We start from the raw sequence: 16,218 nt of genomic DNA, 5'->3' as shown, positions 1-16,218 counted from the left end.
GAGAATCACCTTGAGGTTACGCGGGAAGACACAGCCCTCCCGGCAGAGGACTCAGGTGGACTGCTCCCAGCCCTGGCCCATATCGACGAGGGGGCGGATTTCAGTGACCTCGAACGTCACCGTGGCGTGGACCATCGCCGCCGCATCCTCGCCCACGATCTCGGCAATCTGCCTTTTATAGCCCTCCAGCATCTCTCCGGAGGTCGCGTACTCTTTCATCCTCAGGTAGACCCGGAGCCCCTTCCAGTCCACGATCGTCTCGCCGCTCTCCACGATAGTATAGACGGCGTTCGGGTTCTCCTGCAGGTATTCAAACGTGCGGTTCTCCCCGAGCCCCATGACGACGGTCTTCTCGTCGGTCATCATCGGCGAGCCGAAGATTGCCGCATCGACCTTCCCCTCTTTGTTTGCGGTGCTCAGGACGCCGATCCTCGGCTGTTTGTTAAAGTAGTCAATCAGTTTTGATGTCATGATTTTTTCCTCCAATTAAACCCAGCCTTATCGCCTCTCCTTAAAATGGTATGGGTGACGGTGTCCCGGGGAAGGAGGGTTGCAGGAACCGTGGCCTCAGACTGCCAGAAACTCCCCGGGGGCGAGGCTGGTCGCGAGCATCACCACGTTGATCTCCCGGTTTTGCATCCAGGTACCGGCTTCCCGGTTCTTTGAGTCCAGCCAGAAGCGCTCGATCTCATCGACGAGCGGCACATACCACATGAGAGCGTCCGCCCACCGGAAGAGAGCCGGGTTCTCCCGGAGCCGTTCCGTGAGGATACCGACCCCGTGAAGCCCGATCGAGAGCCCGAGCTCCCGGAAGGCGAGGCGGTGGTCCGCGGGATAATGGAGCATCCCGCCCCGGGCAAAGGCAGCGAGGCCGGAGAGGGCTGCATCGAGGACTGACGCCAGCAGATCTTCGTATGCAAACCCTTCCCTGTCCGCGAGTTGCGCCACCCTTTCAGCATCAAACAGAAGACCGCCGATACCGAGCGGATCGTCCGTGACAAGGGAGCCGCCACGGCAGATCCCGGCGATCTCGACCGAGAGATGGGTCCCCCCGGCCGCCGCCCGGAACTCGTTGTAGGTGACGAACCCGTCGAGCGGATCGTGCTGGCCCATCGCAGGGACAAGCAGCCGGGAGAGATCGTCACCGGCCTTAAGCGTTATGTCGATCGGAAAAAGCAGCGTTGAAGGCGTTCAATAGCCCGTCGCGTAGTAGTAGCCGTCCTCCTCCCGGACGCGGACCGGGACGCGGAAGAGGTCCCCGACGGCCTCATCGGTCAGGATTTCCGCCTTCGGGCCGTCCATCCGGACGGCGCCGTCCCGCATAAGCACGACCCGGGAGATCTCGGGGATGATGTCGTGGAGGTTGTGGGTCACCAGAATGATGCCGGTGCCCGATTGTGCAATCTTCCGGAGGGTCTTTCTGAAGGTGTGGAGCGCGGCGAGGTCGAGGCTGTTCGTGGGTTCGTCGAGGACGAGGGTGCCGGGGTCATGGACGAGCGCCCGCCCGATCAGGAGCCTGCGGGCCTCGCCCGAGGAGATCTCGGTCATCTGGCGGTCGGCGAGGTGGGCGACCTCGAGGAACTCGAGGACCTCGTCGGCCTTTCGCTCCATCGCGTCCGTAACCTCATGGGATAGGAAGAGCCCTATGCTTGAGAAGAACCCCGAGAGCACGACCTCGCGGCCCGATATGCCGCGGGTGAAGGTGTGCTGGAGGTCGCCGGAGACAAGCCCGATATGCGACCGGAGGTCGAAGGCGTCCCAGGTCTCCCGCCCCCGGAACCGGAACGTGACGTCCGGGCCCGGCGAGGAGGGGTAGTACTCGCGGGTGATCGCCCGGATGAGCGACGACTTCCCGGCACCGTTCGGGCCGAGGATGGCGATATGCTCTCCCTCCCGGATCGTGAGCGATACCCGGTCGAGGAGTCTGTGGCCGTCCCGGACGACGCTGACGTTTCGGAACTCGATGAGCGGCGGGGGAGAGGAGTGAGTGTTATCGGTCATGCCGGTTGCTCCGTCGGGTGGGGATGCGGTACAGGAGTTTCATCGGATGTCGCTCTGTATATTGGACGGTTCCCGTCAAAAGGTATGCCCCGTCATCGAGAGGAACCGAGCAGCACCGCAACCCTCTCCGGGTCGTCCGTGTAGATATGAAGGTATCCGGCGGGCTCCAGTTTCACCTTGAGGTAACCGGGATACCCCAGACTGAGAAGGGCGTGATATAACTTCGCTAGCAAATACACCGCAAAGCCGGCTGAAAAGAGAAGATGAAACGAGAGATCGGGGTCGATGACCTGGCCACCTAAAAACTGCGTCAACCCCCTCCCTGCGAGGCCGAAGAATATCCCCGCAATCAGGAGAAGAAAGAGCAACGCGAACGCCCAGCGTGGAATGGGAAGGTTTGTCTCTTTCACCTCGACCGACCTGATGACATCCTTTCCGAAGATGAGCGGTCGGGAAGGTGGTCTCCGGACGACGATGGCATCCCCGAAGGACTCTACTACTGTCTGTTTCGTATCGAGATAGAGGCGCACTGCGGCATACGTCGTGAAGGTGAGGGCGAGGAGGATATAGAACCCGGAACGCAACTGGGGGATCAGGAAGCCTACTACGAGGAGCCCGAAGAACCCACCGAAGGCAAGCAGTATCAGCGGTAAGAGGCGGGGACTGACGTAATCCACAAGGGCACCCTCCACCATCTCATGGTTGCCGCCCGCCGCCGCCCCGAGCCCGACCTCGCCGGCCGGCTCGGCATATCGCTGGCGGACAGGTCTGACGGCGCCGGCGTTCGGGCACCAGCCGAGCTTCTTCCGGATATACTCCATGAAGACCGTCATCCGGCTACCCCCAGCGTTCGGGCAATCCGTTCGGGGTCATCGGTGTAGATTGCGGCGATCTTCTTCGGAGTCGTTATCGTCAGGGCTCGCGGGTAACGTGTCCGCACGTAGGTGCGGTAGATGATCACGGGGAAGAAGATCACGGCGCCAAGCCCGGAGATAAACCGCATGGAGGCCGGATTTGAGAGTCCATAGTATATACCGCCGGCCGCCGATAGGAAGATCATCGCCAGTGCCCCCACAAGGAGCCAGTAAGGGATGGGGAGTTTGTTCTCCTTCACTTCCACTTTCACGACGGCGTCCTTCGGGATGACGATGGGCCGAAAGAGTCGCGTGATGGTAATCGTGTCCGGGGTGACCTCAACACGGGCTCTTCGCATGACTCCATAGATCTCCATACCGGAGTAAGCCAGTATGATGACCAGCACAAAAAGGCCCACAGCAGGTGCCAGAACGACGAGGCATCCAGTGAGGAGAGCGCCGGCAACAAGCAGAATGAAGAGCCTCCCCGGGGTGCCGATCGGGCCGTAGTCCACCAGTGCACCCTCCACCACATCCCGGTTGCCTTCTCTCGCCATACCGACCTCGCCGGCCGGCGCGGCGTACCGCCGCCGGACGGTGCCGGTCACTGCTGCGTTCGGGCACCAACCGAGCTTCTTCCTGAGATATTCCATGAAGAACGTCATCTGGCTACCCCCAGCACTCGGGCTATCCGTTTGGGATCGTCCGTGTAGATCACAGCAATCCTCTTCTTCGTGGTCGTTATCACCAGGACCTGCAGGTAGCGGATCCGCACGTAGGTGCGGTAGAAGAGCACCGGAAAGAAGATCGCGGCGGCAAGCCCGAAGATGAACCGCATGGAGGTCGGATCACCCCATCCAGAGTATATGCCGCCGGCCGCCGACACGAAGATCGCCGCGAGCGCCGCCACGAGGAGCCAGGAAGGGACGGGGAGTTTTTTCTCTCCCACCTCCGCCTTCTCGACGGCATCCTTCGGGATGACTATGGGGCGGAAGAGTGGCCGCCGGATAGTGATCGTATCCGAAGAGATCTCGACACGGGCCTTTCTCAGGGCCCCGTACAACTCCACACCGGAGAAAGCCAGTATGATAACCAGCAGAAACAGGTTCCCTGCAGGAGACGTAACGAAGAAGCAGCCGATGAGAAGGGCGGTGGCAACAATTAGAATGAGGTACGTTGCCGGATTCCCGGTAAGGCCATAGTCCACCAGCGCCCCCTCCACCGCCTCCCGGTCGCTTTTTTTCGCCGTTCCGGTCACGATCTCATCGTCCAGCGTGGCGTAGCGTCGACTGAACCTGTTAGTGTCCGCGTTCGGGCACCAGCCCATCCACCTCCGGATCGTCTCGGAAAGCCTCAGCGTCATACAATTTCCTCCTCGCTGCGCTCCATATCTACGACATACATCGATCCCTTCTCTGCGATCAGGGTCGCCTGGTGCCGCCGCTCCCAGAGGACCGTGATGCCATATAGAGCCCAGAAGGCGAGGCTCAAGCCCAGCATGAACCCGAGGATCTGGTCGAACAAGCCTTCTTGGAGTAAATAAGCCATAAGGGCGAGAAGAAGAATGAAGGCTACCGGCACACTCAGTTCCCTTGTGATGCGCAATTGCCGGCTCATGTTCTCCCTGCGGAACTCGCCGGCGGCAATCTGCGCATACTGTTTTCGGCAACCGAGCAGGAAGCCGATGACCGCTCCCGCCCCGATGGCAAGACCCATCCATACGGCCGGATACCCGGAAGCGTCCTCGACCAGGGTAAAGAACGCCGCTGCCACCGCCGAGACAGCCAGCGCCATGACCAGCAGCTGATTATGATAGTGCCTCCACCACCCGGCCCCGGCCCGAAAGAGCCCGTCCCGCCCGCCCGCTGCCGCGGCCGCCGCCGGCCGCACTGAGAGATCCATCCGCACCGATCCTGCCATGGGGCACCAGCCCATCAGCCTCCGTATCGTCTCGGAGAACTTCATTATCATACGCGTTCACCCTCTGTTGCCGTATCCACGGTATACACCGACCCCCACTCCGCGATCATGATCGCCTTGTGCCGGCGCTCCCAGAGGATCGTGAGGCCGTACCAGATCCAGCAGATGAGACACATGCCCAGCACGACCCCGAGCATCCGGTCGAACATCTCGCCCAGAACAAAATACGCCATACCGGCGGCGAGGAGAACGGAGGCCACCGGCACCCTCAGGTACTGGACAATGCGCTGTCTTCGGGTCATGTTGTCCCTGCGGAACTCGCCAGCGGCAACCCGCGCATACCGGGAGCGGTAACTGAGCAGAGAGCCGAGGAGCGCTCCTACCCCGACGGCAAGACCCGTCCACATGGCGAGGTGCCCGAGAGCATCCTCGACCAGGATAAAGAGCGCCGGTGCCGCCGCCGAGAAGGCTATTGCCGCGACCAGCAGCTGGTTGTGGTGGAGCCGCCACCACCCGGGCCGGGTCCGGAGGGGGCCGTCCCGCCCGCCCGGTACCGCGGCAGTCGCCGGTCGCATCGTGAGCTCCGGCCGCATCGACCCCGTCATGGGGCACCAGCCCATAAGCCTCCGTATCGCCCCGGTGACCTTCAGCATCATGCGTTTTCACCCTCCGCTGTCGTATCCAGGATATACATCGACCCCTTCTCCGCGATCAGGGTTGTCCGGTGCCGGCGCTCCCAGAGGATCGTGATACCGTACGTCGCCCACCCGATGAGGCTCACGGCCAGCATGAACCCGATGATCTGGCCGAACATGCCGTTCCAAACAAAAAGCACCATGATGGCGGCGGAGAGAATGAGGGCCACCGGCCCGCCCAGGTCCCGGATGACGCGCTGCTGCCGGCTCATGTTGGCCCTGATGAACTCGCCGGCGGCAACCCGCGCATACTGCTTCCGGTGACCGAGCAGGAAGCCGAGGGCCCCTCCAGCCCCGATGGCAAGGCCCGTCCACACATCCGGATACCCCAACTCATCCCCGATCAGGAGATAAACCGCTGCTGTCGCCGCCGATGCGGCCAGCGCCATGGTGAAGAGTTGGTTGTGATAGCGGCGCCACCACCCGGGTTCGTTCCGGGGGACGCAGTCCCGCCCGCCCGCCGCTACGGCCGCAGCCGACCGCACCGCGAGTTCCGCCTGCACCGCCCCCGTCATGGGGCACCATCCGAGGTACGCCCGGATCGTCTCCATGAGAGTCATAGCATCATCTCCCGAATTCTTTGTCTGTCCGCTACCATTTCCCGCAAAGTGGGTTCGCTGCTGATCTCCGCCCCGAATATCTCCCGGACGGGTGTGCAAAACTGCTCCATCGCTCCAAGAGTTATCATCAATCTGTTCCCTCCTGTGTGCGCCGCCGTTCCCAGATGTAGAGGATGGGGAAAGAAACGATACCAATAAGCACGAATGCCTGGAGGAGGGGGACAATGGGATACCCCAATGCTAGGTAGCGCAGAAGAAAGATCATGGCTACTATGAGGTAGAAGATAACTGATCGCGCAACGGTGACATGTTGAACACCACCGTCGGTGAAGACAATGCGTGTCAGGAACAGGCCAATGACGATAAGGACGGGAAGCCAGTAGATCTGGCTGATAGAGTACGCAAGGGATGCGTAGAGGTAGATTAAGAAGATTAGAGCGAGAAGGACGGCATCGAACATTTTCTCGATGGCAGTTCCTCTCCGCTTCGTTTTCTTCTCTCTGTTTCTTAACCCGAGAGCGTGATGGAGGATGCTCACAGGATTGGGATCGGTCAGATGCTCTTTTCGCCTGTACCACACCACGATGCAGAAGATTACTGCAGTGATCGCCAGTGGCAGGGGAAACAACAGAAATGCCGGTATTGGGAGATAACCAGCCGTAATGACGAAAGCAGTGATGATGACCAAGATCCAGAAGACTGCAGTTGAGCGCCAGAATTCTTCTTTGACGATGGAATCGAACTTCATACTTATACCGCCTATACGCCGTCGGCCGTCATGTGGAGTGTCCCCGCGCATTTCGGGCCCCAGCTGCATCTGCCGGCGTGTCTGCCCCTCCGCGGGGCACCACCCGAGGTACGCCCGTATCGTCTCCATGAGAGTCATCATACCATCTCCCGGAGTTTCGCAAAGAGTTCGTCGGCCAGACGGGTCGGATCGTCGGTCTTTTCAAGCGTAATCCCCAGTTCGTCCGCGTAGCCCCAGAGGAGCTCGATGCACCGGGTGTATCGCCGGCACGCGCCGCAGTCGCCCTCGTGCTCGTACCAGACCTGCACCCCGTGGTCCGCCGATACGAAGACAATGGCCGCCGCGTCGAAGGGGACGGAACGCCCGAAGAGAACGCCAACTCCCGCGTTCAGGCGCTCGATCTCGATCTGGTTCGCCTGCGCCATCGAAAGAAGCGTCTCCTCGACCTTCCGGTCCATGGCAAGCAGCGCCTTCGAGACCGCCTGGCGGGATATCTTGAAGCGGTCCGCGATCTGGATGTTGGGAAGACCGCTCCGCCGGAGGTTCCAGAACGCAAACTGCCTGTCGTTTAAGGGGATAGGCATGCGTCAACATTCAGAGGTTGACAATATATACATTTCGATTTGTTTCACCGCTAACTCTCCTGCAGGGCCGCCCACGTACCCGGGGAGATCGGTATACCCCTCATACCCTCTCCGCTCATGGAGGCAGTCCGAATCGTGTATGAAACCGCACGAAAAGAAAGCCATAATGCCCTGAAGATCGTTGGAATGAGTGGTCACTCCAGAACGACCGGTCACACCCGCGAGGCCCGTATGACCGAGGACAGGGACAGAAAAAAGACCGCCATCGTCGCCACTGCCGTCAGGCTCTTCACGGAGAGGGGATTCCACGGCACCCCGACGTCGCTCATCGCGCGCGAGGCCGGCATCTCAAACGGGACGCTCTTTCACTACTTCCCGACGAAAGAGGAACTCATCAACTTCGCCTACTTTGATATCGAAGTTGTCCTAAAACCTCTTTGCCGGGAGGGGGACACCCCCTCCCGATCCCTCCACCGAGTGGCGATACCCGATGGGAAGCCGTTTCACCCCCCTTGCCCGGGATATCGTTCAGAGGGGAGAAACCTCGGAGGTGAGTGTTCCGATCAGGGAGTGTGGAACGTTCAGGATCTTTTCGGGATGACCTCATCAAGAACCGGATGGCGGAGGAGATCGGCAGGAGGGTTGACGAGAGAATGACGGATAGCGGTTCTTTGAGAGAGGAGGTACTGACCATGCTATATCGGAAGATGGAGAAGACCGGCGACGAACTCTCGGTGCTGGGTTTCGGCTGCATGAGGCTGCCGACGAAGCGGATGGGTATCGATGAAGAGCGGGCGATACGGCAGATCCGGTATGCCGTCGACCACGGGGTGAACTACCTCGACACCGCGCTGATATACCCGGGAAGCGAGCAGGTGCTCGCCCGCGCGCTTGCCGACGGCTACCGGGAAAAGGTCAAACTGGCGACGAAACTGCCGCACATGCTCGTTACGTCCCGCGAGGATATGGACAGGATGCTCGATCTCCAGCTCAGGACCTTAAAGACGGACCATATCGACTACTACCTGATCCACAGCCTCACGAGCGGCGAGGGCTGGAGGAAGATGAACGACCTCGGGGTCGCCGGGTTTCTCGATGCGGCAAAGGCGGACGACCGCATCGTGAACGCGGGCTTCTCATCGCATTGCGGCGTCGAGGCCTTCAAGGAGATCGTCGACGGTTACGGCTGGGACTTCTGCCAGATCCAGTATAATTTCCTGGACGAGATGAACCAGGCGGGAACCGAAGGGCTCATGTATGCGGCTTCAAAGGGGCTCGGCGTCATCATCATGGAGCCGCTCCGGGGCGGCTACCTTGCGAGAGACCCGCCGGCGCAGGTGCGGGCAGTCTGGGACGAGGCCGATACAAAGCGGACTCCGGCCGAATGGGGGCTCCGGTGGGTCTGGAACCACCCCGAGGTCACGGTGGTCCTCTCGGGGATGAACGACGAGCAGCATATCGAGGAGAATATCCGGATCGCCGGAGAAGCTCGCCCGAACTCTCTCACCGAGAAGGAACTCGAGATCGTCGGCCGGGCGGCGGAGGCTTACCGCAGCCTGAACAGGGTGGGCTGCACCGGGTGCCGGTACTGCATGCCCTGTCCGGCGGGCGTGAACATCCCCGGATGCTTCGAGGCCTACAACACCGGCGGGGGGACGCTCCAGTCGAAGGTGATGTACCACCTCCGGGTCGGAGGGAAGATGGACGGAGCGGAACCGGCGTATGCGTCGTTATGCAGGAACTGCGGCAAGTGCGTGAAGGTATGCCCGCAGCATCTCCCCATCCCGGAGCACCTCGCGGAGGTTACAAAGGAGTATGAGACCGTCGGCGCCCGGATCATCGGGAGCGTGACGGAATACGCCCTCAGGCTCATGCGCTGGAACACGCTGAGGAAAGCCTGAAGCGGCACGGATCAGAATATTAATCCCCACCGCGCCAAAACAGGCCCGTATGGACACAGCACTGCGCGACGCCTACACGCGACTCCACGAGAACTACTTCCCGGGAACGGACCTCCCGATCGCCTTCGAGGTCGGGGGACCGACCGACGGTGTGGAGAAGGCCCCCGCCCCGAAGGGCTGGAGGTGCTTCGTCTGCGACCTTACGAAGGTGCGAAACGGCAAAAGCCTCGCCTTCTCCGAAGATGCCATCGGGTGCCGCGGGGGGAGGTTCTACCTCGGCTACGACGCCGAACGGTTCCCCGACTTCCGCTACTTCCTCTCCTACGGGAAACCCGGCGAGATGGAGGGGGAGCGCTACAAGCAGACGCCGGAGATCGTCGACGAACTCGACCGGGGGACCACCCGAATACCGACGAAAGGGAAGAGCATCGTCTTCAAGCGCTGGGACAATCTCACGGACGCGGACAACCCGGACGCCGTCGTCTTCTTCGCCCGGCCCGAGGTGCTCTCTGGCCTCTTCACGCTTGCAAACTTCGACCGGTCAGACCCGAACGGCGTCATCACTCCCTTCGGCGCCGGGTGCAGCTCGGTCTTCTATTTCCCGTGGCTCGAACAGCAGAGCGAGAACCCGCGAGCGGTGCTCGGGATGTTCGACCCCTCGGCACGGCCCTGCGTCCCGCTGGACGTCCTGACGATGGCCTTTCCCATGAAGAAGTTTATCCAGGTGGTCGGCTTCATGGAGGAGAGTTTCCTCATCACGGAGTCCTGGGGGAAGGTGGTGAAGAAGATCGACCGGAGCGACAGACTGTATTCACCATAGTCAGGAAATAACGGGCTAACTCTTCAGGAGGGGATTCTAAACGCCCTGGAAAGGCGGGCTCGGATATGGGGCGTTAGCCGACAAAAACGCAACACATATTGCCTAAATTAAATGGGCAAGAGGAGTCGCTCTTGGATTTAATGCTATTGAAATTGGGCTTTGTTGAAACCCCAACTGTTTGTTCCAGGTGGCCACAATCAGGGGGACTCATGGGTATGGCTTTTCACCAGGTTGCACATCTGCGGTGTTTGCGCTCCGGGCGTTCCGTCCATCGCATATCGCCATGACTGCCCCCGCCCCCGGGGCGGGGTGCGACGGGCTGTAGGGCCGGAGCATGAGCACCGAAGGTGCGGAGGAGGAGGCCGGAGGCCGGGTGGGGTGGGGGTTACTGGTGTCTCAGATAGGGGAGACAGGGGAGGGGGTCTCCCCCTCCCCGTCAGCCCCACCCCCAATGGCGATAGCCGCCACGGTCACTGTATGAGGACATGCCCCAGAGACGAAAGATCGCCCTAGGGACGAGACTAGTCCGGCACCGCCCTCATCAGGGTAAGGGTGAAGATCAGAATATGGTTTCAACAGAGCCAAAAAAATAAGAAATGTTCAATAAGATAGCACTCACCCAAGCGTCCGGTTGAAAAAAGTTGCCATCTCCTCATACGCACTCTCTGCGACAGGACTCTCCACCAGCTGCCCGTCCTCTCCAATCATGAACCCGTGTGGCTCGCCCTGGTAGACCTTGAGCTCGAAATATTTCCCGGCCGCATCGAGATCGGTCGCATACCGGTAGATATCGGTCACCGGGCTTGCCTCATCCGCCGTGCCGTGGATGATCAGCATCGGGTCGGTGATGTTGCCGATGACCTCCGCCGGGGCGGTCCCGTTCGCCTGCCCGCCGGAGTAGGGGAAGCCGTACCAGGCGACACCCGCACTGAACTCCTCTATCTGCGGCAGGAAGAGCATCGTGTAGCGCCCGCCCGCGCAGAACCCCGTCAGGCCGATGCTGCTTGAGTTAACCTCGGGCCGGGTTCCGAGATACGCGACCGTATCCCGGACCAGCGCCTCCGTCACGTTGTCCTCCGGCGACTGGGCGTAGGTCTGCCACTCGGGGGCGATGACGACGAACCCCTCCGTCGCCAGGCGGTCGGCCATGACCTGATAGCCGGGCTCCAGGCCGTTGAAGGAGTGGAGCAGCACCACGGCCGGGGACGGCCCGCCGTCCTCGGGGGTCGTGATGTAAGCCGGATAACTCTGGCCGCCGCTCAGGATATTCACCGTCGTTCCGTTCCGCATCCCGGCAGTCCCGATGTCGGCGGCGCCCACACCGCCGACGAGGAGGAGCAGGGATACGACCGCTGCAAGCAGGATCACATCTCTCATAGGAGTCCCCCCCATCCATGGGTGCACCCCCATCCTGCTCACGTCATATAACGGTGACGCCCAATCGGCAAAAAAAGTGGTCAGATGAGTTCCCGGATATCCGCAAACGTTGCGCTCTTCGGGACCCAGACGCTGCTCTCGGTGTAGTTCAGCCCGTCGGTTGCGCGGAGTTCATCTAGTTCGTAGACCCGCGGCCCGTACTGGTACCCGGTCTCGTTCAGCCACCATGCCGGATACCCGGGCTCCTCGACCGCCCCCGTCGCCGGGTCGGTTATGAGGCCGTTCGAGTACGTGACGATCAGCGTGCCCGACAGATCGTGCCACTCCTCGATGATCTCGTCGCCCCGGGTGACGGTGAAGTCCGTGAGGAGATGTGCCGCGCCTTCATCGTCGCCGTCGGAGATGAGGTCGGCCGCCTTTCTGTCGGTCTCCTGCACGAGCGCTATCGACCCGGCCTCGAGTTCGCCCTGCTTTTCGGTGATCTCTTCGATCATCGCGTCGTAGCGAAGCATGGCCCAGTTCGTCACAAAGTCGAACGTCCAGTAGGCGGTACTGCTATCGTATGTCGACCGGTCGCCGGCCGCGTACGCGGCGGATACGTTCGTCGAGCCCGCGTAGATAGGCGCATAGACCGTCTCGTACGCGACCGCCGGACCGAACCAGAGCACGCCTCCCACCGGGTCGGGGAGGGACGAGCGTGCCTGAGCGACGTAACTGTAACTGCAGAAGATCTCCGAGATCGGCCGCGGATTCGCCCCGGGACGGACCTCCATGTACGATCCGTTCTGGAAATTGGTGTGGGCGTCGGCAGGCCCCAAATAGCGGTACGGGTTTCCGAACGGCCCTGCGGCCCCACCGCTCGATAAGTCGAATTCGGTTCCCTCGTAGTGATCCCGGAAGAGCGAGAACGCTCCGGTCAGGTTGACCTTCTCGTCGGGTTTGATAGTGAACGGGTACGCCTTCATGTACGAGTTCTCGACGTACGGGCTCAGGTTGAGCGACGGGGCAAGCCGATCCTGGATACGCCAGACCCGCATCAGCGAGTAATAGGGATGTGCATACTCGCCGTAGCTGACGGCCTCGAGCCAGTCGATCGGGCCGTCCGCAGGCGACCATAATCCCGCCTTTTCGAGTTTCCCGAAGAGATCCTTCGAGTAGATCTGATCAGGGCTCCCGGGAACGACCTCGCGGATCCTGAACTCGTTTGCCGCAACGAAGACCTCTCCATCGGGGATCTTCTGTGCGACCCAGAGACCGCCGCCGTCCGCCTCATCGAGGCTCGAACAGATCTCGATGACCCATGCCTCCTGTGGGTCGGCGAAGACGAGCGTCTCGCCGGTTCCATAGTAGCCGTAGGTGTCGATCAGGCCGCCGACCAGCTCGACCGCCTCACGCGCTTTCGTGCACCGTTCGAGCGCCACGTTCGAGAGCTCCGAGGAGTAGAAGATCCGCTTTCCTTCGGCTGCATCGAACTCGACTTTCGCGTAGTCGGTACACTCGGCGGAGAGGAGCTGGTGTTCGTTCATCATGCCGTACGAGCCGGTGTAATAGGCGTAGGTGTGCGGCACCTGGTCGATATGCCCGAGAACCAGGCGCGAATCACCGGCGCTCGCGCCTCCCGCCGCATCCGAACCGCTGTCGGGATCGAAGAAGACCGGCCTCTTCTCTCCGGGAGCATGGTCGGCCGCTGGAACGTAGAGTATGCTGATGTCGTCGATGTTCCTCCAGTCTTTCCCGACACCGTCGTTCGTATGCCCGACGTACATCGACCCGTCTTCGGATGCGCCGGGGGTTATCGCAAAGACGGTGCATGCCGCTGCATTCGATACCAGAAGAAGCACGGCGAAGAGACAGAGGCAATTTTGAAGAAAATGAGTCGTACCGATACGTATTCGCATGAAGGAAAAAAGGCGACCCGGGTAGAAAAACATAGCGAATTTATCGTCGTATTCGACGCCACTTTCGGGAAAAATGCCCACTTAGATTGAACGTTATTCACGCACCGCCCTCACGGCGCCTGCTCTCGGCCGGACGGTTCCTGCCGGCGGTTTATGGAGGCACGAACCGAATGAAGGGCGTCTGGAGACAAAAAGGAGTATAGTCCGGCCTTCTTGTGCCTTTGCAGGTACCAAATGCCAAAGATTAATTGCAGAGGTATCCTAAAACCGGTTCACGGATAGGGGTCCAATTCCATTCAAGCGTTCTACCCGGAACGTCGCCGGATCAGCCCACAATAAGGCCGGCACCGGGAGCGCTCGAGAGAGTAAACCGCTCCGGGCCGCCGGTGATAACCTCCCCACGCTCCCGGTTCGCTCGACAGCGTGTCTTATGAAGGAGGATCAAATTTTGATACACGATCACGAATCACCCGAGAAAGGATCTGAAACGACCCAGTACCTGGAGAACCTGATCACCTACGCCAACGCCCCCATAATCGTCTGGGATGCGAGTCTCAGGATAACGCGGTTCAACAACGCCTTCGAACGGCTGACGGGGCGGACCGCGAGCGAGGTCATCGGCCGGTCGCCGGAGATCCTCTTTCCCGAAACCCGGCGGGAAGAACTGATGGATCTCATCTGGAAGACGACGGCAGGGGAGCGATGGGAGGTCGTCGAGATCCCCATACTCACGGCGGACGGCAGGATCAGGACGGTCCTCTGGAACTCCGCCGCCGTGTACGAAGACGACCAGAAGACGGTCTCCTCGGTCATCGCGCAGGGCCAGGACATCACCGAGCGCAAACAGGCCGAGGAGGCGCTGCAGAGAGCGTACGATGAACTCGAGATGCGTGTGCGGGAACGGACCCTCGAGCTCCGGGAGGCGAACTAAGCGCTGCAGGCCGAGATCACCGAACGCATCCGGGCCGAGGAGGCGGCGAAGGCCGAGCGGAAACGGCTCTACGACGTCCTGGAGACCCTGCCGGTATACGTGATACTCCTCTCGCCAGACTACCGCGTACCCTTCGCCAACCGCTCCTTCCGGGAGCGGTTCGGCGAATGCGGTGACCGGCGCTGCTTCGAATATCTCTTCGGACGCACGGAGCCCTGCGAGAACTGCGAGTCATACAACGTCGTGAGGACGGGAGCGCCCCACCACTGGGAGTGGACCGGCCCGGACGGTCACGATTACGATATCTTCGACTTCCCCTTCACCGAAGCGGACGGCCCCCTCCACATTCTTGAGGTGGGTATCGACATAACCAAGCGCAAGCGGGCCGAGGAGGCGCTGCAAAAACTGAACGAGACGCTTGAGGAGCGCGTGATCGAACGCACGGACGAACTCGCGAAGGCCAACGCCATCCTCAACGCCATCTGCGAGAATACGCCGGCACCCATCTACGTCACCGATCGCCGGAGCCGTCTCGTGATGTGCAACCCCGCCGTGCTCCGGACAATCGGCAGATCGCACCCCGAGGTGCTCGGGAAGTCGGAGGCCGAACTCCTCGGCCCGGAGGTCGGCGGACCCGTCGTAGCCCACGAGCAGCGCGTTATGGAGACCGGGATCACCGAGACCTTCGAGGAAGAGGTCGGGAACCGGATCTTTTACTCGACAAAGACCCCTCTCCGGGATGCGCAGGGAGGCATCACTGGAGTCATCGCCGTCGGAACGGAGATTACGGAACTGAAGCGGGCGGAGGCGCAGAAGCAGAGACTCCTGGAACAGTTGCAGCAGTCGGCCGAAGAGATGGAGGTCCAGAACGAAGAACTGCAGTGCACCGCCGAGCAGTTACAGGAGAAGACCGAAGAGCTGGCGCTTCTCAACCGGGCTCTGCAGGAGAGCGAGGAGCACTTCCGTTCTCTCATCGAGAACGCGTCCGATATCATCCTCCTTCTCGATATAAACGGGTGCATCACCTATGCGAGCCCCTCAGTGAAGCGGATTGGAAATTACGACCCCGAAGATCTCATAGGAATGAATGCACTCGACCTTACGCATCCTGATGATATGCCAACAGTGCTGGAGGCGATGAGAACCAGAATGGTTCAGCCATCGGCGATAATCACCTTCGAGGTCAGGGTCCGGGACTCTTCAGGGCGGTGGATACACCTCGAAGTTACCGGTGCGAGCCTGCTCCGGGAGGGGAGCGCCCGGGGGTTCATCGTCAACGCACGCGACGTCACCGACCGAAAACATGCCGAGGAGGAGCGGAACCGGCTGATCGCCAGTCTCGAGGAGGCGCACCGGGAGGCGAACCTCTACCTCGACATCATGACACACGACATCAGGAATGCGAACAACGTCTCCGGCATCTACGCCGGCCTCATGCTCGATCTGCTCGAGGAGCGCGAGAAGGCCTACGCGCAAAAACTTCACGACAGCATCTCGCGGAGCACCGAGATCCTCATGAACGTCTCGACGATCAGGCGTATTCACACCAGTTCGACCGGGTTTTCACCGGTCGACCTCAGCATGGTCGTCGATGAGGAGGGCGGAAACTTCCGCGGCGCATCGATACGCCGGGAGGTTCCGCCGCTTGAGGTCATGGCGGACAACCTCCTCTCCATGGTCTTCATGAACCTCATCGGCAACAGCGTCAAGTTCGGCGGGCCGGGCGTGGAGATCGTCGTCCGGGCGGAGGAGCGGGACGGCGAGGTGCTGGTGACGGTCGAGGACAACGGGCCCGGCGTGCCCGACGACATGAAGGAAAAACTCTTCCACCGGTTCGAGCGGGGGAAAGCCCGGGGGAGGGGCGACGGTCTCGGGCTCTTCATCTGCAGGACGCTCATCGAGCGCTACGGTGGACGAATCTGGATCGAA

General features: G+C 61.0%; 18 protein-coding genes. 5 read left to right on the top strand and 13 right to left on the bottom strand.

Annotated elements, in window-relative coordinates; all coding sequences use genetic code 11:
* Nucleotides 1-51: 51 nt before the first annotated feature.
* The 11 genes from L21_RS05325 to L21_RS05275 all read right to left on the bottom strand — a co-directional run bounded on the left by L21_RS05325 (nt 52) and on the right by L21_RS05275 (nt 7,362).
* Nucleotides 52-471 (bottom strand): pyridoxamine 5'-phosphate oxidase family protein, encoded by a 420-nt coding sequence (locus L21_RS05325; protein ID WP_074369460.1) that lies wholly within the window; start codon nt 469-471, stop codon nt 52-54.
* Nucleotides 472-567: 96 nt separating this feature from the next.
* Nucleotides 568-1,113 (bottom strand): hypothetical protein, encoded by a 546-nt coding sequence (locus L21_RS05320; RefSeq protein WP_074369459.1) that lies wholly within the window; start codon nt 1,111-1,113, stop codon nt 568-570.
* Nucleotides 1,114-1,191: 78 nt separating this feature from the next.
* Nucleotides 1,192-2,001: an ABC transporter ATP-binding protein gene (locus L21_RS05315; RefSeq protein ID WP_074369458.1), complete on the bottom strand. Its 810-nt coding sequence runs from the start codon at nt 1,999-2,001 to the stop codon at nt 1,192-1,194.
* Between the two features lie 92 nt (nt 2,002-2,093).
* Nucleotides 2,094-2,834 carry a DUF1673 family protein gene (locus L21_RS05310; protein WP_074369457.1) on the bottom strand — a complete coding sequence of 247 codons (741 nt, stop codon included), beginning with the start codon at nt 2,832-2,834 and terminating at the stop codon, nt 2,094-2,096.
* Nucleotides 2,831-3,520: a DUF1673 family protein gene (locus L21_RS05305; RefSeq protein ID WP_074369456.1), complete on the bottom strand. Its 690-nt coding sequence runs from the start codon at nt 3,518-3,520 to the stop codon at nt 2,831-2,833. Before L21_RS05305 ends, L21_RS05310 begins: the two co-directional genes overlap by 4 nt.
* Nucleotides 3,517-4,218, bottom strand: coding sequence for a DUF1673 family protein (locus L21_RS05300; protein WP_074369455.1), 702 nt, complete (start codon nt 4,216-4,218; stop codon nt 3,517-3,519). Before L21_RS05300 ends, L21_RS05305 begins: the two co-directional genes overlap by 4 nt.
* On the bottom strand, nt 4,215-4,826 hold the full coding sequence (locus L21_RS05295) for a DUF1673 family protein (protein ID WP_256712409.1): 612 nt from the start codon (nt 4,824-4,826) through the stop codon (nt 4,215-4,217). Before L21_RS05295 ends, L21_RS05300 begins: the two co-directional genes overlap by 4 nt.
* On the bottom strand, nt 4,823-5,431 hold the full coding sequence (locus tag L21_RS05290) for a DUF1673 family protein (protein ID WP_256712407.1): 609 nt from the start codon (nt 5,429-5,431) through the stop codon (nt 4,823-4,825). Before L21_RS05290 ends, L21_RS05295 begins: the two co-directional genes overlap by 4 nt.
* A complete protein-coding gene (locus L21_RS05285) occupies nt 5,428-6,030 on the bottom strand; it encodes a DUF1673 family protein (protein ID WP_074369454.1) in 603 nt (200 codons plus the stop codon). The genes L21_RS05290 and L21_RS05285 overlap by 4 nt, the downstream gene beginning before the upstream one ends.
* A 127-nt stretch (nt 6,031-6,157) precedes the next feature.
* A complete protein-coding gene (locus tag L21_RS05280; protein WP_074369453.1) occupies nt 6,158-6,919 on the bottom strand; it encodes a hypothetical protein in 762 nt (253 codons plus the stop codon).
* Nucleotides 6,916-7,362 (bottom strand): hypothetical protein, encoded by a 447-nt coding sequence (locus L21_RS05275; protein ID WP_074369452.1) that lies wholly within the window; start codon nt 7,360-7,362, stop codon nt 6,916-6,918. The genes L21_RS05280 and L21_RS05275 overlap by 4 nt, the downstream gene beginning before the upstream one ends.
* A 135-nt stretch (nt 7,363-7,497) precedes the next feature.
* Here L21_RS05275 and L21_RS13530 point away from each other — a divergent pair, with 135 nt between their 5' ends.
* The 3 genes from L21_RS13530 to L21_RS05260 are packed head-to-tail and all read left to right on the top strand — an operon-like array spanning nt 7,498 to nt 10,083.
* Nucleotides 7,498-8,019: a TetR/AcrR family transcriptional regulator gene (locus tag L21_RS13530; protein WP_256712404.1), complete on the top strand. Its 522-nt coding sequence runs from the start codon at nt 7,498-7,500 to the stop codon at nt 8,017-8,019.
* A 35-nt stretch (nt 8,020-8,054) separates the two neighbouring features.
* Nucleotides 8,055-9,263: an aldo/keto reductase gene (locus L21_RS05265; RefSeq protein WP_074369493.1), complete on the top strand. Its 1,209-nt coding sequence runs from the start codon at nt 8,055-8,057 to the stop codon at nt 9,261-9,263.
* A gap of 49 nt (nt 9,264-9,312) precedes the next feature.
* Nucleotides 9,313-10,083: a DUF169 domain-containing protein gene (locus L21_RS05260; RefSeq protein WP_074369451.1), complete on the top strand. Its 771-nt coding sequence runs from the start codon at nt 9,313-9,315 to the stop codon at nt 10,081-10,083.
* Between the two features lie 615 nt (nt 10,084-10,698).
* Here the strand turns inward: L21_RS05260 and L21_RS05255 are convergent.
* Together L21_RS05255 and L21_RS05250 are read right to left on the bottom strand one after the other, a co-directional pair.
* A complete protein-coding gene (locus L21_RS05255) occupies nt 10,699-11,460 on the bottom strand; it encodes a dienelactone hydrolase family protein (RefSeq protein ID WP_074369492.1) in 762 nt (253 codons plus the stop codon).
* Nucleotides 11,461-11,540: 80 nt separating this feature from the next.
* On the bottom strand, nt 11,541-13,301 hold the full coding sequence (locus tag L21_RS05250; protein ID WP_256712401.1) for a dipeptidase: 1,761 nt from the start codon (nt 13,299-13,301) through the stop codon (nt 11,541-11,543).
* A gap of 505 nt (nt 13,302-13,806) precedes the next feature.
* Between L21_RS05250 and L21_RS05245 the strand changes: the two genes are divergently transcribed.
* Together L21_RS05245 and L21_RS05240 are read left to right on the top strand one after the other, a co-directional pair.
* On the top strand, nt 13,807-14,289 hold the full coding sequence (locus tag L21_RS05245; RefSeq protein ID WP_074369449.1) for a PAS domain-containing protein: 483 nt from the start codon (nt 13,807-13,809) through the stop codon (nt 14,287-14,289).
* A gap of 99 nt (nt 14,290-14,388) precedes the next feature.
* A partial coding sequence (locus tag L21_RS05240) for a PAS domain S-box protein (RefSeq protein ID WP_143727214.1) occupies nt 14,389-16,218 on the top strand: 1,830 nt, incomplete at its 3' end.

The organism is Methanoculleus chikugoensis (assembly GCF_900095385.1).
GTDB classification, from domain to species: domain Archaea; phylum Halobacteriota; class Methanomicrobia; order Methanomicrobiales; family Methanoculleaceae; genus Methanoculleus; species Methanoculleus chikugoensis_A.
The sequence above is the reverse complement of the archived record's forward strand: the minus strand, read 5'-3'. Positions and strand labels throughout refer to the sequence as shown.